Origin of the sequence: Nitrosomonas sp. (assembly GCF_021731985.1) — a bacterium.
In the GTDB taxonomy this organism is placed as follows: domain Bacteria; phylum Pseudomonadota; class Gammaproteobacteria; order Burkholderiales; family Nitrosomonadaceae; genus Nitrosomonas.
In genome coordinates this window covers 85,836-103,673 of the sequence record NZ_JAKFWH010000062.1, presented here as the reverse complement: position 1 = coordinate 103,673, position 17,838 = coordinate 85,836, and the positions used below count along the sequence as shown (strand labels likewise).

Below are 17,838 nucleotides of genomic sequence, written 5' to 3'. Positions count from 1 at the left end.
GATATCTATGCATGCCCAATTTCATTGGATAGATTCGCACAATTAGTAATGCCCAGTAATTGCATTGCAGCAGGTAGTCTTTCTTCGGACGGCATATCAAATAACACATTCGCCGATGCTGGCACTGTTAACCATGCATTCTGCCCTAATTCATGTTCAATTTGACCCGCAGCCCAGCCAGCATAACCCATCGCAATCAGCACTTGATCGGGTCCCTCGGCATTTGCTATGGCTTTTAAGATATCCAGTGACGTAGTTAGACCTACTTCTTGATTGACAATCAGTGTAGATTGCCATTTGCCGACCGGATGATGTAATACAAATCCGCAGTCTAGTTGTACAGGTCCACCAAAAAGCACAGGCGTTGATTCTGCGAGAGAGTCCGTTTGCGAGATACCAAGTTGTCTAAAAAGATTGAATAGCGTCAGATCAGTGGGTCGATTAATGACGATACCGAGCGCGCCTTGTTCATTGTGCTCACAAATATACGTCAAAGTCTTGGAAAATACAGAGTCCACCATTGTTGGCATAGCGATTAAAAAATGGTGTGTCAGATTAATATTTTTCATTGCAGAAGTTTTCTTCACTTATTGCTTGATCGCTTTGATTTCTTTTTATTGCCCAATAGATTATAAATATTATGTCTGTTACGCTCAAACCCAATATGCTGTTTGAGTCATTACTTTTGATCCAAGTTTCATCGTGAACTTTACCGGTAGCGGCAGTTCTGCGCCGCCATGTGACAATGCCATGGTCGCATGACTGGCTTCATCAATTTTCATTTGCGTCACAATGGCACGGCTTTTCTCGTCATTATGCGGCAAAAGCTGCAAATGACCGGCCAGATGCGTCCCTACTTGGTGTTCCGTCTCGGCCAGGAATCCTAAATTCCACTTATCTCCCAGCATTCCGGCCACAACACCAATGGCAAACGATCCGCCATACCAGAGTGGGTTGAGTAAGCTTTTACGTCCGCCCAGTTCAGCGATACGGCGCTCAGTCCACGCCAAATGCTCTGTTTCTTCACGTGCAGCCTGCATCAGTGTTTGCTGTACTGTCTCATTACGTGCCGTTAATCCCTGTCCTTGATACAACGCTTGCGCACAGACTTCACCCACGTGATTCACGCGCATTAATGCACACGATAGCCGTTTCTCTATATCCGTCAATTCAGCTTCTGGCAAATCACTACCCGGAACAGATCGCAAAGTTTGCGCTGGCGTCAGCAAGGTGCGTAAAGCACCGTCAAAGCTAATGATAAGCTTATCAATATTAATCATAGTCTTCACTTCGTAAACCGATAGAATTGAGTATCCATTATAGGCCGATATGCACATATTCAGGTACACTTAAATTTCATCCTGCCTACACCCAACAAAAACTGGTTTTTTCATTATAGTTCCAAACCCATTTGCCTTGCCAGTAATGTAACTGGGTGCAATACTTCTACATCTATTCCTCTCTCGTATAATCCATTGGCTATATGCATTGCGCAACCGATGTTTGAAGTCACTAGATATCGAGCACCACTTTCCATCACGGCAGATAGCTTGGATTCCAGCAGCCTGCTCGCAATTTCCGGCTGATCTATGAAATAAGTCCCCGCAGCACCGCAGCATTGATCATTCCCTGATAAAGACACTACTTGCGCACCAGGGATACGCGCAATCAATTTGCGCGGATATGCTTGATCTCTTAATACATTACGCAAGCTGCATGGATCATGCACCAAAATTTTTTGTGGTAATGACATTATTTCTACACTTTCCCATCCTTCAGCTGCAGTCAGAAACCGGCTGATATCTACGATCTGAGTATGTTCATCCGCCACTCCGCACTCAAGCAACTGCACACCACATCCTGATGCGGCACTAATAATTGTTTTTACCTTGAGTCCAGAAAAAACTGATGTATTTTGCTGCGCCAAAGATGCTGCTTGCTTCAACGCGCCACTATGCTGATGCAGGGCACCACAGCAAGTTTGATCCGGCGGAACATGAACGGTATAGCCCAAGCGATTCAACACATAAATACTCGAATTTAATGTTGCGACATCCGTTATCCGTGCCACACATCCCAAAAACAAACCGACCTCACCCCGCCTTTCGCCTTCCGCCGGATAAATCTCCTGCCAACGATTACCCGAAGCGCGCATCCCAGCCACAGACGCTGCAAGGGGAAACTTAACCAGTGGAAGCCGCACAATAAATTTAAATAATTTATTTTTCTCCAACTGACTCAGTTTTTGTAGCCATCGCAACCAACCGCTTCTCTGTATGAAATAGAACAATCGACGCAGGCGATCTAAGCGCACAGACCGGGTAAGCAATAGCCTTTCCAGCACACTACGTACAACTGACTTCTGAGTAACTACCAAAGATTCTGATTGATCCGCAATCAGCGCACGCGTTTCATCAATTAAATGACCATAGGGAACATCATTCGGACAAACAGCTTCGCAAACCCGGCACGTTAAACAGCGATCCATATGTAGAATAAATCGCGCATTCAAAGGGATACGTCCATTAACAACCCCACTCATCAAAGCGATACGCCCACGCGGAGAATCTGCTTCTGATTTCAGCAATCGATAAGTTGGACAATGCGGCAAGCATAAGCCGCATGAGACACACTGGTTTGATTCATGAATAATAAAATCTTTGGAAAACTTTGGGAGCAATTTATCAATTCCACTGTAGAAGCGTATATTTAACGCATTTGTTAATTTCCGCTAGTTAAAAGCTTGTAGCCGCAATGACCATGGTTATTTTATCACTTGTCAGAATTACAGAAACTACTGTAAAATTAAAAGTTATTTCAATTCAAGCTTCATAATTATAGACAGGCTTATAGGCAAAATATGGTTATTATCAGATTGGCAAGAGGTGGTGCAAAAAACCGTCCATTTTTTAATATGGTTGTCGCAAATTCCCGCTACGCACGCGATGGCCGGTTTATAGAGCGCGTTGGTTTCTATAACCCAAGAGCTACCGGTGGAGAAGAAGCATTGCGAGTTCAACTGGACCGGATCGCTTATTGGCAATCCCAAGGTGCGCAGCTATCAAGCACAGCAACCCGGCTGGTCAAACAGTTTTCTACCAGCAAAGCAGCGTCAGCAAATAGCTAAGACAGATAAATCAGTTATCCCGATGGCGATAATGGGTCATATTATCGGCCCTTTTGGAATTCATGGTTGGGTAAAAATCAATCCTTACACTGAGTACATTGACGGATTGCTGGAATATCCATCATGGTGGCTAAGAAAAGAAAATGATGAGTGGCAAGAAGTGCAAGTTGATACTGGACATATTAACGGTAACATATTAAACGCAAAATTCAAGGAATGCACTGACCGTACACAAGCTTTGAAACTCAAAGGAATGCAAATAGCAGTTCCGCGCAAACAATTGCCAGATTTACCAGAAGACGGAGACAGTGGCTACTATTGGTCAGATTTAGTCGGTACTGAAGTGGTCAATTTAAAAGGTGAGGAACTTGGTAAGGTGGTAGGTTTGTTTGAAACGGGTGCGAATGATGTATTACGCGTACAGCATATGGATCAAGAAGGAAAAGAGACGCTCATCCCTTTTATCGATAAAATTATCATAAAAGTTGATTTGAAGCTTGCTCGGATCATAGTTGACTGGGGTATAGACTATTAAGGTGACAAGCAATGGCGTTTGAATGCGATGTCATCACATTATTCCCAGAAATGTTCAATGCCATTACGCAATATGGCGTAACAGGAAAAGCGAATAGAAACGCTATCTTTCGACTGAACACTTGGAATCCGCGTGACTTTACCCACGACAATCATCGTACAGTAGATGACAGTCCTTATGGCGGAGGGCCTGGAATGGTTATGATGGCACAGCCATTAGAAGATGCCATCACTCAGGCTAAGGCAAGACAAAATGCATTGGGTATCGAAAAAACTCAGACAGCCTATCTGACACCTCAGGGAAAGCGGCTTGACCACGAAACGGTCAAACAGCTCAGCACGCTCCCGGGGTTAATACTGCTCTGCGGACGGTATGAAGGCATAGATGAACGCCTAATCATGCGTCAAGTAGATATGGAAATTTCTATTGGTGATTATGTTGTTTCAGGTGGTGAGTTGGCTGCAATGGTATTAATTGATTGTATCGTTAGACAAATTCCAGGTACATTGGGTGATCCGGAATCCGCAAATCAGGACTCGTTTGCTGATGGACTATTGGATTGTCCGCACTATACTCGCCCTGAGATATATAAAGGCAGCCATGTACCAGAAGTACTAATGTCAGGAAACCATGCATATATTCGTCGTTGGCGCTTACAACAAGCACTCGGCAAAACATGGTTAAAGCGGCCTGATTTATTTGAGTTAAAATTTGCACATGGCATGACAGTTGAAGAAGAAGAACTTTTGGAAGAATTCAAACAATCCTGTAAATCTAGGTAAGATCGGCAAATAGGGGAAGAAAATATGAACTTAATTGAACAATTGGAAGCAGAAGAAATAAAACGCCTTAACAAAGAAATACCTGATTTTTCTCCAGGAGATACAGTAATTGTTAATGTCAATGTTGTTGAAGGCGATCGTAAACGTGTACAGGCTTACGAAGGTGTTGTGATAGCCAAACGTAATCGTGGCCTTAATTCAGCATTTACAGTTCGTAAAATTTCAAGTGGAGAAGGCGTAGAACGTACTTTTCAAACATATTCGCCATTGATAGCGAGTATAGAAATCAAACGGAGAGGTGCAGTTTGCCGCGCAAAACTTTATTATCTTAGAGATCGCGCTGGAAAATCAGCACGTATCCGTGAAAAGCTACCTGCTCGCAGTAGCAACAATAAAAATCTAACTCTGCCAGAGCAGAATTCCACTTCATCGGATACACCGAAAGAGACTGCTGTATAGTCCACACAGTTCAGAGCAGGATTCCGTACATTTGTGGCTATTGCTATCACTGTACGGAATCTAATGTTTAAAGACACGGTTTTCTACACCTTCTTTTACTTGAGCAATTCCATGACATTCTCAGGTGGCCGACATAATCTGGCTTCACTACCGCGCACAACGATGGGACGTTGAATCAAATCTGGATTCTCCACCATCGCTTTGATAATTTCATCGTCCGTCGCCGCACTTAAGTTTCCCGCCGATGGCTCGTCTTTACGCAAGAGATCACGTACCGGCATATCGAGCTTCTGAATCAGTTCTCGCAATTTTTCAATTGTTAAAGGAGTCTCATAATAATTGATTGATTCAAATTCTTCACCACTCTCTTTAAGCAGAGATAATGTCGCTCTACATTTACTGCAGGTAGGCTTCTGATAAATAACTATCCTATCACTCATAGACTTTCCAGTTATTATTGACTCAAGGCAAATTCGAGATTCCGTACAAGCCCAATAAATAAATAAATTTATTTCACGCCACACTCAGATGAAATTGCTTTATGCGCTGCTGATGAGCCACTCAACCCGAAAGTATCGGTTGTCCCGGTACCGCGCGCTGATGCACCCTTGATTACCAATGAACTTCCACGCTTTATACCATCCGTTATTTTATTATCAGTTGCTTCATCAGAAGCCCAAGCTGAGTCATCCTGAGTAAAAAGACGAAAACTTTGATTATTTACTATGACTGTCGCTTCACTGCCAGGTTTGTATGCATAACCGGCAATATAACTAAAAACATTTTTACTTTTCTCAGCAGGACGGTGCGTAACTAAAGCAAACACATCGCCACGCTTTGAGTAATTCCCTTCTGATTTTTTGGGTTTACTCACCATATAGCAAACTTTGTTATTGTTTTCCATAAACATATAAGCCGTCCAGTCACCGTGCTCGCCAATCAATTTGGGCTCCGCGGCTTGAACCGAGTTACACAACGTAAAAACAGCACCGGCTATTATTAATTTTCTAAATTTATGCTTCATTTCGGAAACCTTGAGTATGGTGATCGATACAATTTCAGTGATTGGTCAGAGTCAAGATGCTGCATCTTCAATCTAAATTTCTTACAATCAACAAACAATAATTAACAACCTTCCATCTTGTAAATGTAGAAACCATTCTTGTTGATCTCATCAGTCACATTTGCAGGTGCGCTCTGGCTATGACAGAAGCTACATTCCTTACTGGTGACCGTTGCGCCCCCTTCGCCAATTGTAGAAAGCCATTGCTTTGCATATTCAACAGCTTTCTGATCATCCTTCACGGCTGTGAATACATCAAAATGCATCGTATGCCCATCTTTAGCTTTAACATAAGTATCATAAACATGAATTTGCATATTATTATTTCCTTGAAAAAATATGGATTACAACAACAAGCGCACTGTAGCAGCCCGCTCTATTACAAATGGGAGATATTAACTATACCAATTAATCCATTAAACTGCCATGAGAATTATACTGGCAGAAGATCCGAACAGCTCGTTCCCATTTCTTGAGTATGGCTCGTATTATTTCTTTCTCGCAACGATGACACCATCGCGCGTCGGATTAATAAATGTATCAAAATCCGGGTCAGAAAAAATCAGCCGATTATGTTCTACAATCGCTTCTGTTGAATCATACTCAACATTCTGGCAATTCTTCATGGCTACACGGCCATGCCACAAAACATTGTCAGCTATATAAAGCCCGCCGGGACGTATCCGATGCTTGGCCATTTGCCAGATCTCCGGATAATAGCCTTTATCCACATCGTTATAACAAATATCAAATAGACCGTCAGTCCGTGCAAAAACATCCTGCGCCCTATCCACACAAAATTCTATACGTTGCCATAAAGCAGCAGCGGAAAGATACTTTTCTGCACGTTCACGATTCGTTGCATCAGCATCACTGCAAATAACACACCCATCAGCACCAACAGCTCTTGCAAACCAATAAGCCGAATAACCGTAACCGCTGCCAAATTCAAATACCCGCTTTGCGTTAATCATTCTCGCTTGCGTTTCAAGAAAAACGCCAACTAAGCGATTAACAATTGGAAAGTTCCTCAGCCGTGCAAATTCTTCCATTTCTACGAGAATAGGATGGTCAGTTTGCGTTAATAAACTGCGCATATAGTCTTCAATCTCCGGATTAACAGGAATCAACTCAATTGAATCACCACTAACCGGAGTTTGAAAATCGTCCACACTTCTTAGCTATAACGAATCAAAACAAGACTGTTCACTTTGTTGCCATCAGCACGCATTCCTCACCAGAATTTTTATCGGCTCGAAAAACGAAGTACGCAGTCAATTGAAACCAGAACCCTCTTAATACATCACGAGTTGTAATAAACTGATATCCCTCTTTTTCTGCTTCCACTGAGGGTGGGCTGCCCTGACCAATTCCATACGCACCGATCGGCGTTGTCCAAGAATGCTGATGACTAAAACCAGACTTTTGAGCAAGCCGAATCAGTGTCTTACAGGTAAATAGATGAATATGCCGAGGCGATTCAAGACCACGCCAAGCCGAACCAAACTTACGATGGCCATAACTTGTCGCGTTCGGTGTCAACAATACTAATAAGCCATTCTCTTTGAGTTGGCGGTGACACATCATTAACAAAGCAACCGGATCATGCACATGTTCAATAACATGGCTCAGAATCACGACATCAAATCCTCCGGCGGTCTCCATGGTTTCAAGTGGCCCTAAATGTACAGGGATACCCTTCTTACGTACATACTCTGAGGCCACCGGATCAATCTCCTGCCCCGTGACATCCCAGCCCAGAGCCCGCATTCGCGCCAATCGTTTTCCGTTGCCACAGCCCACCTCCAATAAACGGCCTGGTACGGTTTGACTCAGATACATACATTTATAACGCCGGCGCTCGCTACGTAATCCCAGTAAACTAATGCTCAGGGTATGCAGAATGCTGCGAACAATACGAGCCAATCGTGTTTGTTGTGCATGATTAGTTTGATCATGTGTGTAATAATTTTGGTAAGCTTTGCCAACTTCATCAATCGTCGGCCTGGGATCTAACCAGACAACACCGCAATCGGCATCTGTGCATTTTTTGAATGTCCATTCCCCTGGCGCGCCAAAAATCCGGTCTACTAAATTACGATACACCATCTTTCCCTGTTTGCCGCACAGATAACAAGCAGAGTTTGTTTCAGTGCCAATCCGGTCTGGTTGCATAATATGCTTAAATCCTCTCTGGTTCTTGTCTGTGCCAGCTCATGGTAATCCCCGTGATCAACAGCAAAAGAACCGGCGTCCTGCTGAAAATAATAAAAGCATCGGTAAACCCTGCCAGAATAATATAACTGACCAGTCCCGCACCCAATATCGCCAAACGGCTTCTCTTAAATGCCTGGTACCAGCCCCAGTACAGAAACAATAAAGCCAGCATACCGGGAACACCGATATGCATGCCAATCTCAATCCAATCATTATGATAATGGGAGGTTTTCTGAAATTCCGGTAAATCCTTATAAATGCCATTTTTGTACGTCAAAATTGCATGGTCGAAATAGCGCTCAGGCGAACCTGTTCCATAACCCGACAGGGGGCGCTCAGCGATAGCGTGCAGTCCGACATCCCACATGGCAAGCCGGTATCCTAAACTAGAACTGTAATTACCTTGCTGTAGCAATTCGATGTCACTTTTAGCCTGAATCAGCCTATCCTGAAAAACAGGACTGCTATAAGCAAAAATCGCGGTGACTATCAACACAGAGATTAAAATACTTATAAATTTTCTGATTTCTATTTTGTAGCGTAAGAAAGCCATAAGCAATACAGCGATTAGCGTGGCGAGCAGAAGAATTCTTCCATTCTGATGAAATTGAATAAATATTAACGCAATCGCCACAATCCACAACAATATCCCTAGTTTCTTGGACTGATTCATGTCAGCAAAACCAACTGCTACAATTGCACCAACCCCAAGCATGGCTGAAAAACTTAGATAGGACATGCCTACGAGCGGAATACCCTGAACCCCCATGGCAAGCCACTGATAGATCCCCACAGACAGAACACCCAAATAGCCTATCGCCAGCCCACCTATCGCCCAGGGTAAGCGCTCTCTATTTAACAGCGAGTAGAATGGAATAAAAATCAATAAGATAAAGTACTTTAGCCATTTCATTCTTCCGTTTCCCAGCAGCTCGCTCCATAACAACCCTAAGAGCAAAAGCGTGCATAACAAAAGAATCGCTTGCACAAAAGGTTCTTTGATCACCTGATTCAATCGATACAAACCGCCGTCTAGTACCCAAACGATTCCAAGCAAAGGGAAAGAAACATAATTCACCTCGTTACGCCAGAATCCCAGGCAGAGGAGAACTAGCGCAAACCTGATCAACAATTCTTGACGCGTAATATTAGCTGGCATAAAACCAATAGAGGGCTGTTTTCAATAAACCGTTTTAAATCTGAATAGTTTGGACATTGCAATTATTCTGGATTCTGTTTAGAAAGCTCTGATTAAGTCCTTCGACAGGACGAACGGTAATATATTGATTACGTTCGTGGTGAGCTTGTCGAACCGTGAATGTAATCAACTTAATCAGAACTTCCTTTAGTAATCTCCTGCTTCAGAATGGGCTTCGCTGAAAAATTCTGCTGCGAGTCTATCAAACGTTCGGCAGATTCAAACTGCCCCGTTTCCCATTTCCGCATTTCCAATTTGCGCACACGCACAAAAAGTGCCAATAGAATCCGCAACAATACGGGTGTACCTGGCAAAATCCACACCGCAGATATGCGCCTATCCGCGCGAGACCGGCCACGCAGCATCAGTTTGATTGCCATTTTGATACTTGCTGGATTGTTACGCATCTGCAAACAAGATAACTGAGGCAATGGCGAGGGTGTCAGCCAATGAATGCCGCCACCTTGTCGCAATACCTGCTCAATCGAATCTGTTAGCTGCACAGATAAATCAGCCAATGTATAGGGGCCCGAAACCAACAGAATATTGCGGCGTGCTTCAGGATAACGCGAAAGATATAATGCACGGTTGCGCTTTGCCAATAACCGATACGATCGGCCACGTCCAAATGATGCGCCGCCAGCATGATGGATGCATGCATCCGGATGCACACCCATACGCCATCCGTGCCGAATCAATCGGCGTCCCAAGTCTGTATCCTCAAAATAACCTCGGCCAAATTGCGCATCAAATCCACCTATTGTGGTAAATAGAGTGCGCCGGATTAAAAAAGCATATCCCTGGAATCGATACGTAGCAACATAACCACCCGACTGCCGTTGATAGCGATCCAGTTTAGACGTGGAGAAATTGTCATGCGCTGGACTGATAACCGCCAGTTCCGGATCAGCTTCAAAAGCTTGGCACAATAGCGACAAGAAATTTTCGTGAATTTCGGTATCCGAATTAAGCACGAGCACCAGATCGGCATCCGAACGTGCCACCGCGTCATTGACAGATTTGCCAAACCCCTGATTTTCTGGCGCGTGATAAACATGAAGTTGCTGGTAGCACAAGTGATCGAGCATCGCACAAGTTTCTGTGTCTGATGCATCATCCTGAACATAAATAGTCCTAATTGACCGACTCAGATTAGTGACAACAGAATCAATACACCGCTTTGTCAACTCTGGCGCATTATAGACAGGTATGATGACATCAACGGATGGCGCAACGGGTGTATTCATAAATTGTAGGTAAACGTTCTTGCAACCATCCGATTACGTCAAAAACATGAAGAGATGCAAATAAGCACTGGCAGGTTAGATCCGTTCAAAGATCAGATACGCTTCCCCCCAGTTCCGGGTTGATCGCTGTTTCACTTCAAAACCGGCCTGTTTCATTAAAGCAATTGCTTTCGTCTGTTCCTCATCCGTACCTAACTCGATAATGACAGACCGCAACGCCGAGTGTGCCAATACAGACTCTGCGCCTTTAAGAATGGAAATCTCGATGCCATCGACATCGATCTTGATATAATTCGGATAGGGGAATCCCCACTTACTGCATAAATCATCTAACGTCACACCAAACATTCCTTGAATGTGCGTGGCAGACATTTTCAAGTTCTCAATGTCTTCTTCTTTTCCAAATTGCGATCGATTCCCACCCGGGATAAATTTAGGAATATACAATTTGGAAAATTCACTTTTCCCGGAAACCGCAACACAATACGATAAAATATTTTCTTTGAGGTTATTAAAAAAAATATTTTTGTTCAGTGCGTAGTAATTATTACTTTGTGGTTCAAACGCATAAACTTGAATTTTGTCGCCATATTTTTTGGCCGGATATAAAGAATATTGGCCGATATTGGCGCCAATATCAAAATAGCAGGAATTGGGTTCAAAGCTATCCAGCCAATCCAGCGTATCCGGCTCTTTGATCGAATATGTTTTTGCACGATTCAGTGTGCGCAAATGATCGACTGAAATTAGAATACGTTGATCTCTAACCTGTACATCTGCATACCCGCCTTTAAGTTTATATGCCGCCACAATCAACTCGTTTAATATATCTTTGGCCAGCATCATGATCACTTTTCGAAGTTAGTGGGGTAAGCCTTGATTCTTATAAGGCAGAGAAGAGAGCAGCTCAACTTGCTGATTGTTCAAGTAACGCGACATAACGGGGCAGTACGTCGGCATCCGGAAAATCCAGCATTTCCTTTAGAAAGCGCTGCCGGTGTTCTTCAATATAGAAAGAGTCACAACCATTAGTTAAAAAATAATTGATTTTCTCATACACATCATCGCGGCATCTCATCTCTGTCTCCGGCATGAAATAAGCCACAGCCGAGCGGGCTGCAATTAAATAATCCGCTGCCAATACCGGCTTTTTTGCCCTGACAGCTTCAAATACCACCGAAGTAGCCAAATCGATAATCACATCAGACCAATTCATCAAATGCACCGAATGCGCATCATCGCTCGCAACACGCACATTAGGCAATTGCTTGATCGAACTGTCTTTGGTCAGTGATTGTTTCCAGCCGCTCCGCGTATGCGGTTTGATAATCAATTCCACACCGGGAAATTCAGCAATCATATGAACCACTTCACCCACTTCTTCCCAAAATGTCGTAAAGTTGGATTTTCTGAGGAACAGGACAATTTTAAGGCGGCTATCCGAACGGACAAGTGGCGAAGGCGGCATCAATCCCGCAAGTATTTTTAGCCACTCTTCGCAATATCGCGGTGAGCCTAATACGGCAAGTTGATTGCCTTCCAGAAACGGACGGAAACGGATGGAGCATAACTCATTGGGCACCACCACCCGATCAAATATCTTAGCTGCCGAAAATGTAATATCGGGCTTCAAGTGTCTTTCACCCCGGCGAATCAATTGACTGGCATGCGGACTATCACCATGCGGCAAGGAAACCGTACCGAGGCCTCTTTCTTTCGCCATCGCTACCACTACTTCAACCCATTCCACACAAATCACCGAATTCCGCTCAATCCAGTCAAACGCCACAACCCCCTTGCCCGCATCACCAAAACATCTGTTCAACAGGAATTCAGCGGTATGCCGCCACAACGGTTCGCGCTGTTTTTCATCAAAACGATCGGCAAGTTTCTCTGCCAGCCGGCCTATCATTTTTATGCGCCGGACATTGCGCGTCAACATCAGCATTTGCAAGCGCCATTTTAAATACTCAGCCAGCGGAAACAGCTCCTTCATATGCGCGACACGCACGCCTTCGAGTTGGCTTAAATATTTAATGCGAAAATCACGACGGAATTGTGTTGAACCAATCAGTACTACATCACATTGGTGACCCGATCCAATCCACTTATAAATGACCGGGGTAACATGATCAATATCGTTATAATGTCGAAGAAAGAAAAGGGCTTTCATAGCCATGATAGGGTTTCAGAAATATTCAGGACAGGCAGCATCTCTATTATTTTCCCAGTTTAAACAGAAGACTCTGTAAAGCGCGCTCATTCTACTCTTGCAATTATTCAATTACCAGCAACGTGGCCATATCCGCTTCGGGATAAATCACAGCATGCAAGAAAACCGTTAAATTTAACAATAAGTATTGCCCAAGAAACAAGAAAAACCTGATAATCAGCAAGTAGCTTCTGAGTGTAGCTTTTTATACGCGTAAATATTAATCAACCACACGACAATTCAATGAGAACAATCGCTGTAATACCCGCCCGCATGGGTTCATCACGTTTCCCCGGCAAACCCATCGCAAAAATATTGGGCCGCCCGATGATTGAACATATCTATAAGCGCGTCGCCATGAGCAAGTCGCTCGATGCTACCTACATTGCTACCTGCGATGAAGAAATCCGGCAAATTGCGGAAGGTTTTGGCGCGCAGGTGATTATGACCGCCGATACGCACGAACGCGCCAGCGATCGCGTAGCCGAAGCCGTCACCCAACTGGATGCGGATTTAATCGTCATGGTGCAAGGCGATGAGCCGATGACACACCCGAACATGATTGATACTGCAGTGGCACCGTTTAAACATGATCCGCAGTTGGGTTGTGTCAATCTGGTGCGCAAAATTGATCACGAAGCCGATTATCTGGACGTCAACACCATCAAAGTAGTCATGAATCAGCAAGGCGACGCCCTGTACATGTCGCGCCGCCCGATCCCGACATTGGCCAAAACCGGCTTTGCCGATACCGCTGCGTATAAGCAAGTATGTATTATCCCATTTCGCCGTGCCACGCTGTTTCAATACACCAACTTAACACCTACGCCGCTTGAGCAATTGGAGTCGGTCGACATGTTGCGCCTGCTTGAGCATGGCTTCCAGGTTAAAATGGTGCACACCGAATATAATACCCAGGCGGTGGATACCCCGGCGGATCTCGCGCGTGTCGAGAAATTGATGGAATCAGATCCACTACTCACCCGCTACTAGGAATAATTATGTCACTAAAATCAAGATTGAGCCGGTCCGAATTAACCATTGGTTCATGGGTCACACTGGGGCATCCATCAATTGCCGAAATCATGGCGGCGGCGGGATTTGACTGGCTGGTGCTGGACATGGAACACAGCGTACTGGAACTCAGCGAAGTGCAGTCCATCATCCAGGTGCTGGATGGCAAACAATGCCCGGCCATCGTGCGCCTGACCTCAAACCACCCCGATCAGATCAAACGCGTCATGGATGCCGGGGCAACCGGCGTGATGGTTCCGATGATCAAATCCGCCGCTGACGCCAAAGCCGCAGTCGATGGCGTGTATTACCCGCCACGCGGACAACGCGGCGTCGGCCTTGCGCGCGCTCAGGGATATGGCAACAGTTTCCAGGCTTACCGGCAATGGCTGGATGAAAATGCGGTGATCGTCGTGATGATCGAACATGTCGATGCGGTCAAAGCCATTGATAGCATTCTGGCTGTGCCAGGTATCGATGCCTACATCATCGGCCCGTATGATTTATCCGGTTCGATGGGTCGCCCCGGCGATCTCAATCACCCGGATGTACAAACCGCCATCGCACAAGTTCTGGAAGCTGGCCGCCGCGCCAAAAAACCCGGCGGCATTCATGTCATCGAACCGGATCTGGAAGCACTGCAACAACGCATTCAAGCCGGTTTTAACTTTCTCGGCTATGGTCTGGATATTCGCATTCTGGATTCCATCTGCCGCACCCACTTGCAAAGTATCCGCGCAACACTTAAAACACCATGAACACATTTGTCATTTCCACTTCTTCCTTCGACATTGACAACAATCCGCATATCCAACAGTTGCTGCAGAGCGGTATGCGGGTCATCACCAATCCGCACCGGCGCAAACTCACCGAGGATGAGATTATTGAATTACTGCAGGAAGGCGCAACTGGCCTGATCGCCGGGATTGAGCCATTGACCGAGCGCGTATTTCAGTCTGCCAGCAATCTGAAAGTCATCTCGCGCTGTGGTGCCGGGATGGACAGTGTCGACTTGGCGGCGGCAAGAAAGCATGGCATTACGGTTTTCAACACGCCGGAAGCCCCCGCACAAGCGGTAGCTGAGCTGACAATGGGATTGATATTGACCCTGTTGCGGCAAATCCGCCAGATTGATCAATCGGTGCGTAACGGCGAATGGCCGCGCACGCAAGGCCGTCTGCTTGCTGCGCAAACCGTCGGCATCATCGGCATGGGGCATATCGGCCGGCGTGTTGCACGTCTGTGTCAGGCTTTTGAGGCCACAGTGATTGCGCACGACCCGTATGCAAGTCAAGTGCCTGCCGATGTCGCATTGATATCCCTGGAACAATTGCTGGCCACTGCGGACATTATCACGCTGCATCTGCCTTACGGACCGGATACGCATCATCTGCTGAATGCCAAGGCATTCGCGACTATGAAACCTGAGGCGATTGTCATCAATGCCGCGCGCGGCGGATTGGTCGACGAAGACGCGCTCTTGGCCGCATTACAAGCGGGCAAAGTCAGCGCCGCCGCCTTGGATGTGTTCGAGCAAGAGCCTTATCATGGCCCATTAATCGAAAGCGGCAACGTCATCCTGACGTCGCATGTCGGCTCTCTTGCCCGGGAATCACGCCAACTGATGGAAATTGAAGCGGCTGAGAACCTGCTGCAGGGTTTAATCAAAGCAGGTCTAATCAATAACGGATAACATTATGGTGAATGAAACGGTTGTTGTATTTGGCGCCAGTGGTTTTTTGGGCAGCCATGTTGCCGACGCATTATCGGCCGCAGGTTACCGGGTACGGTTATTTGACCGCAGCCCTTCGCCCTATCTTAAAAGTAATCAGGAAATGATCATTGGCGATATCATGAATCTCGACCAAGTGATCGAGGCTGCCAAGGGAACATCCATCGTGTATAACTTTGCCGCAATTGCTGATATTGATGAAGCCAACGACAAACCCATTCCCACTGCAACCATCAATGTGCTGGGCAATATGCATGCTTTGGAAGCCGCGCGCATTGCCGGAGCCCGTCGCTTTGTGTTCGCCAGCAGCATTTATGTCTATTCCGAATCCGGTTCTTTTTATCGCGCTAGCAAACAGGCGGCGGAACGTTTCACGGAAACCTACCATGAGCGCTACGGTCTGGACTACAGCATTCTGCGCTATGGCTCGCTGTATGGCCGGCGCTCTGATAAACGCAACGGCATCTATCGCATGCTGCACGAAGCCGTCGCCCATCACTCCATTACCTACAAAGGCAGTGGCGACGCCATGCGGGAATATATCCATGTGGAAGATGCGGCACGTATGAGCGTACAAATATTGGCGCCGGAATTTGCCAACCGTCACATGATTCTGACCGGTCAGGAAAGATTGCGCATCAAAGAGGTCATGACAATGATCTCGGAAATCCTGCCGTGGCCGGTTGAATTGCATTTTGACGAAGCCAACACCGTGCACCACTACGAAATCACGCCGTACGCGTTTCAACCCCGCGTTGGCCGCAAGCTGGTTCTGAATGAACATGTCGATCTGGGGCAGGGCATACTCGATTGCCTGCGGGAAATTCACCAAGACCTGCATCACGGCGATGAAAACGACGACGCCACCCCCGCCACCTCGGACAATCGTGCCTAATCATGAAAAATTTCGACTGGCAGGCGATCATTTTCGATTTTGACGGCGTCGTGGTGGAATCCGGAAAAATCAAAACCCAGGCATTCGCGGAACTCTATCGCTCTTACGGCGAAGAAATCGTCGCAGCAGTGGTGCAATTTCATACCCAGAACGGCGGCATGTCCCGCTACCGCAAATTCCGTTACTTTCAGGAACACTTCCTTTCAAAACCGCCACTAACGGAAGCAGAAGAAAAACAACTGGATATCCGCTTTTCCGAACTGGTCGTAGAAGCCGTCATTGCCGCAGAGGCTGTGCCCGGTGCAGTCGAACTCATCCGCCAGCAAGCCGGGAGAATTCCTTTATTCGTCGCCTCCGGCACACCAGAAACAGAACTCAAAGTCATCGTCGAACGTCGCGGGTTAACGCCTTATTTCACCGAAGTGCGTGGCGCCCCAGCGCTCAAGAAAACCATCATCGCGGAAATTTTATCCAAACACGCGCTAAAACCGGAATCGGTACTGATGATCGGCGATGCCATGGCGGATTTGGAAGGCGCGCAAGCCAACAGCACCGCTTTCCTGGGCCGCGTCTATCCCGGCGACCCCAATCCTTTTCCCGAACATGTCGAAATCGTTCCCGATTTACGCGGGTTAGTCGCGTAAGCGCATCAGCTTCCCGATGCAACGCCATGTCTTCCCGAATATCGAACAACTGAGTCAGGCCTTTGCCGACTTTGCCGCAACAACACTACAAAACACGCTAGCCCATAAACCCCAAGCCACACTGGTCGTCCCCGGCGGCAGCACGCCACGCTATTACCTGCCCGCACTGGCAAAATGTAAGCTGCCTTGGGATCGAATTACTGTCACGCTCAGCGACGAACGCTGGGTCGATGTTACTGATGAGCAATCGAACGAGCATTTGGTCAAGCAACACCTGATGAATCACCTCCCCACAAACACAAACACACGCTTTGTCGGACTTAAAACCCATCACGACAATCCTTTTGCCGCCATCGATGAAATTCATCAGCGCTTGGATAAGCTGCCGCTGCCATTGAGTTTGACAGTACTAGGTTTGGGAGAAGATGGGCATATTGCTTCGTTGTTTCCGGGGATGAATCCTGATCTATCCACTACGCATCACTGTGTCGCCGTTGCGCCGCCGGTTGCACCGTCGCCACGAGTGAGTCTTTCGTTGAAACTACTGGCGGAGAGTGAAAATATTGTGTTGGTAGTTACCGGAAAAACCAAACGCCGGTTGTTGAATCACTTGAACGAGTATCCTGATTCGAAGCTGCCAATTGTTTGGTTATTGCAACGCACTCATGCAACGATTACTGTTTTTGAGACAGAAGCACAATAAAATAGAATGT

General features: G+C 46.2%; 22 protein-coding genes. 10 read left to right on the top strand and 12 right to left on the bottom strand.

Annotated features, from left to right (window positions below; translation table 11 throughout):
- Positions 1–5: 5 nt before the first annotated feature.
- From QZ942_RS09055 to QZ942_RS09045, 3 genes are all read right to left on the bottom strand, one after another.
- Positions 6–569, bottom strand: coding sequence for a YqgE/AlgH family protein (locus QZ942_RS09055; RefSeq protein WP_292994832.1), 564 nt, complete (start codon positions 567–569; stop codon positions 6–8).
- Positions 570–653: 84 nt separating this feature from the next.
- On the bottom strand, positions 654–1,280 hold the full coding sequence (gene coq7 / locus QZ942_RS09050; RefSeq protein WP_292994830.1) for a 2-polyprenyl-3-methyl-6-methoxy-1,4-benzoquinone monooxygenase: 627 nt from the start codon (positions 1,278–1,280) through the stop codon (positions 654–656).
- Positions 1,281–1,393: 113 nt separating this feature from the next.
- On the bottom strand, positions 1,394–2,680 hold the full coding sequence (locus QZ942_RS09045; RefSeq protein WP_292994828.1) for a (Fe-S)-binding protein: 1,287 nt from the start codon (positions 2,678–2,680) through the stop codon (positions 1,394–1,396).
- 180 nt (positions 2,681–2,860) lie between these two features.
- Here QZ942_RS09045 and rpsP point away from each other — a divergent pair, with 180 nt between their 5' ends.
- From rpsP to rplS, 4 genes are read left to right on the top strand one after another with little or no spacing between them, the layout of a single operon-like run.
- On the top strand, positions 2,861–3,127 hold the full coding sequence (rpsP, locus tag QZ942_RS09040) for a 30S ribosomal protein S16 (protein ID WP_292994826.1): 267 nt from the start codon (positions 2,861–2,863) through the stop codon (positions 3,125–3,127).
- Between the two features lie 22 nt (positions 3,128–3,149).
- Positions 3,150–3,662: a ribosome maturation factor RimM gene (rimM, locus tag QZ942_RS09035; RefSeq protein WP_292994824.1), complete on the top strand. Its 513-nt coding sequence runs from the start codon at positions 3,150–3,152 to the stop codon at positions 3,660–3,662.
- An 11-nt stretch (positions 3,663–3,673) separates the two neighbouring features.
- A complete protein-coding gene (gene trmD / locus QZ942_RS09030; protein WP_292994822.1) occupies positions 3,674–4,444 on the top strand; it encodes a tRNA (guanosine(37)-N1)-methyltransferase TrmD in 771 nt (256 codons plus the stop codon).
- 24 nt (positions 4,445–4,468) lie between these two features.
- A complete protein-coding gene (gene rplS, locus QZ942_RS09025) occupies positions 4,469–4,903 on the top strand; it encodes a 50S ribosomal protein L19 (RefSeq protein ID WP_292994820.1) in 435 nt (144 codons plus the stop codon).
- Between the two features lie 95 nt (positions 4,904–4,998).
- Here the strand turns inward: rplS and QZ942_RS09020 are convergent, their stop codons facing one another.
- The 9 genes from QZ942_RS09020 to QZ942_RS08980 form a co-directional block, all read right to left on the bottom strand.
- Positions 4,999–5,343 carry an arsenate reductase family protein gene (locus QZ942_RS09020; protein WP_292994818.1) on the bottom strand — a complete coding sequence of 115 codons (345 nt, stop codon included), beginning with the start codon at positions 5,341–5,343 and terminating at the stop codon, positions 4,999–5,001.
- Positions 5,344–5,411: 68 nt separating this feature from the next.
- Positions 5,412–5,927, bottom strand: a complete 516-nt coding sequence (locus tag QZ942_RS09015) for an invasion associated locus B family protein (RefSeq protein WP_292994816.1) — start codon at positions 5,925–5,927, stop codon at positions 5,412–5,414.
- A gap of 101 nt (positions 5,928–6,028) precedes the next feature.
- Positions 6,029–6,283, bottom strand: coding sequence for a DUF2024 family protein (locus QZ942_RS09010; protein ID WP_292994814.1), 255 nt, complete (start codon positions 6,281–6,283; stop codon positions 6,029–6,031).
- Between the two features lie 171 nt (positions 6,284–6,454).
- Positions 6,455–7,138: an O-methyltransferase gene (locus tag QZ942_RS09005; protein ID WP_292994812.1), complete on the bottom strand. Its 684-nt coding sequence runs from the start codon at positions 7,136–7,138 to the stop codon at positions 6,455–6,457.
- A gap of 34 nt (positions 7,139–7,172) precedes the next feature.
- Positions 7,173–8,141, bottom strand: a complete 969-nt coding sequence (locus QZ942_RS09000) for a class I SAM-dependent methyltransferase (protein WP_292994810.1) — start codon at positions 8,139–8,141, stop codon at positions 7,173–7,175.
- A gap of 7 nt (positions 8,142–8,148) precedes the next feature.
- Positions 8,149–9,342, bottom strand: coding sequence for an O-antigen ligase family protein (locus tag QZ942_RS08995; protein ID WP_292994808.1), 1,194 nt, complete (start codon positions 9,340–9,342; stop codon positions 8,149–8,151).
- Between the two features lie 170 nt (positions 9,343–9,512).
- Positions 9,513–10,628 carry a glycosyltransferase family 2 protein gene (locus QZ942_RS08990; RefSeq protein ID WP_292994806.1) on the bottom strand — a complete coding sequence of 372 codons (1,116 nt, stop codon included), beginning with the start codon at positions 10,626–10,628 and terminating at the stop codon, positions 9,513–9,515.
- A gap of 75 nt (positions 10,629–10,703) precedes the next feature.
- Positions 10,704–11,471, bottom strand: a complete 768-nt coding sequence (locus QZ942_RS08985; protein WP_292994804.1) for an FkbM family methyltransferase — start codon at positions 11,469–11,471, stop codon at positions 10,704–10,706.
- 64 nt (positions 11,472–11,535) lie between these two features.
- Positions 11,536–12,801: a hypothetical protein gene (locus tag QZ942_RS08980; protein ID WP_292994862.1), complete on the bottom strand. Its 1,266-nt coding sequence runs from the start codon at positions 12,799–12,801 to the stop codon at positions 11,536–11,538.
- A 282-nt stretch (positions 12,802–13,083) separates the two neighbouring features.
- Here QZ942_RS08980 and QZ942_RS08975 point away from each other — a divergent pair, with 282 nt between their 5' ends.
- Genes QZ942_RS08975 through pgl form a run of 6 tightly spaced genes read left to right on the top strand, consistent with a single transcriptional unit; the run spans position 13,084 to position 17,828 of the window.
- A complete protein-coding gene (locus QZ942_RS08975; RefSeq protein WP_292994802.1) occupies positions 13,084–13,833 on the top strand; it encodes a 3-deoxy-manno-octulosonate cytidylyltransferase in 750 nt (249 codons plus the stop codon).
- A gap of 8 nt (positions 13,834–13,841) precedes the next feature.
- Complete coding sequence (locus tag QZ942_RS08970; protein ID WP_292994800.1) at positions 13,842–14,612, top strand: aldolase/citrate lyase family protein; 771 nt, start codon at positions 13,842–13,844, stop codon at positions 14,610–14,612.
- Positions 14,609–15,547, top strand: coding sequence for a phosphoglycerate dehydrogenase (locus tag QZ942_RS08965; protein ID WP_292994798.1), 939 nt, complete (start codon positions 14,609–14,611; stop codon positions 15,545–15,547). Before QZ942_RS08970 ends, QZ942_RS08965 begins: the two co-directional genes overlap by 4 nt.
- A 4-nt stretch (positions 15,548–15,551) precedes the next feature.
- Entirely contained in the window at positions 15,552–16,481 is a 930-nt protein-coding gene (locus QZ942_RS08960) for an NAD(P)-dependent oxidoreductase (RefSeq protein ID WP_013964728.1), read from the top strand.
- 2 nt (positions 16,482–16,483) lie between these two features.
- Positions 16,484–17,125 carry an HAD-IA family hydrolase gene (locus QZ942_RS08955; RefSeq protein WP_292994794.1) on the top strand — a complete coding sequence of 214 codons (642 nt, stop codon included), beginning with the start codon at positions 16,484–16,486 and terminating at the stop codon, positions 17,123–17,125.
- 16 nt (positions 17,126–17,141) lie between these two features.
- Entirely contained in the window at positions 17,142–17,828 is a 687-nt protein-coding gene (pgl, locus tag QZ942_RS08950) for a 6-phosphogluconolactonase (RefSeq protein ID WP_292994792.1), read from the top strand.
- Positions 17,829–17,838 lie beyond the last annotated feature (10 nt).

Excerpts from the sequence above, each read along its gene's own strand:
- QZ942_RS09055 (WP_292994832.1), bottom strand. The coding sequence starts at position 569 with ATGAAAAATATTAATCTGACACACCATTTTTTAATCGCTATGCCAACA.
- coq7 (WP_292994830.1), bottom strand. The coding sequence starts at position 1,280 with ATGATTAATATTGATAAGCTTATCATTAGCTTTGACGGTGCTTTACGC.
- rpsP (WP_292994826.1), top strand. The coding sequence starts at position 2,861 with ATGGTTATTATCAGATTGGCAAGAGGTGGTGCAAAAAACCGTCCATTT.
- rimM (WP_292994824.1), top strand. The coding sequence starts at position 3,150 with ATGGCGATAATGGGTCATATTATCGGCCCTTTTGGAATTCATGGTTGG.
- trmD (WP_292994822.1), top strand. The coding sequence starts at position 3,674 with ATGGCGTTTGAATGCGATGTCATCACATTATTCCCAGAAATGTTCAAT.
- rplS (WP_292994820.1), top strand. The coding sequence starts at position 4,469 with ATGAACTTAATTGAACAATTGGAAGCAGAAGAAATAAAACGCCTTAAC.
- QZ942_RS09020 (WP_292994818.1), bottom strand. The coding sequence starts at position 5,343 with ATGAGTGATAGGATAGTTATTTATCAGAAGCCTACCTGCAGTAAATGT.
- QZ942_RS09015 (WP_292994816.1), bottom strand. The coding sequence starts at position 5,927 with ATGAAGCATAAATTTAGAAAATTAATAATAGCCGGTGCTGTTTTTACG.
- QZ942_RS09010 (WP_292994814.1), bottom strand. The coding sequence starts at position 6,283 with ATGCAAATTCATGTTTATGATACTTATGTTAAAGCTAAAGATGGGCAT.
- QZ942_RS09000 (WP_292994810.1), bottom strand. The coding sequence starts at position 8,141 with ATGCAACCAGACCGGATTGGCACTGAAACAAACTCTGCTTGTTATCTG.
- QZ942_RS08995 (WP_292994808.1), bottom strand. The coding sequence starts at position 9,342 with ATGCCAGCTAATATTACGCGTCAAGAATTGTTGATCAGGTTTGCGCTA.
- QZ942_RS08990 (WP_292994806.1), bottom strand. The coding sequence starts at position 10,628 with ATGAATACACCCGTTGCGCCATCCGTTGATGTCATCATACCTGTCTAT.
- QZ942_RS08985 (WP_292994804.1), bottom strand. The coding sequence starts at position 11,471 with ATGCTGGCCAAAGATATATTAAACGAGTTGATTGTGGCGGCATATAAA.
- QZ942_RS08980 (WP_292994862.1), bottom strand. The coding sequence starts at position 12,801 with ATGAAAGCCCTTTTCTTTCTTCGACATTATAACGATATTGATCATGTT.
- QZ942_RS08975 (WP_292994802.1), top strand. The coding sequence starts at position 13,084 with ATGAGAACAATCGCTGTAATACCCGCCCGCATGGGTTCATCACGTTTC.
- QZ942_RS08970 (WP_292994800.1), top strand. The coding sequence starts at position 13,842 with ATGTCACTAAAATCAAGATTGAGCCGGTCCGAATTAACCATTGGTTCA.
- QZ942_RS08965 (WP_292994798.1), top strand. The coding sequence starts at position 14,609 with ATGAACACATTTGTCATTTCCACTTCTTCCTTCGACATTGACAACAAT.
- QZ942_RS08960 (WP_013964728.1), top strand. The coding sequence starts at position 15,552 with ATGGTGAATGAAACGGTTGTTGTATTTGGCGCCAGTGGTTTTTTGGGC.
- QZ942_RS08955 (WP_292994794.1), top strand. The coding sequence starts at position 16,484 with ATGAAAAATTTCGACTGGCAGGCGATCATTTTCGATTTTGACGGCGTC.
- pgl (WP_292994792.1), top strand. The coding sequence starts at position 17,142 with ATGCAACGCCATGTCTTCCCGAATATCGAACAACTGAGTCAGGCCTTT.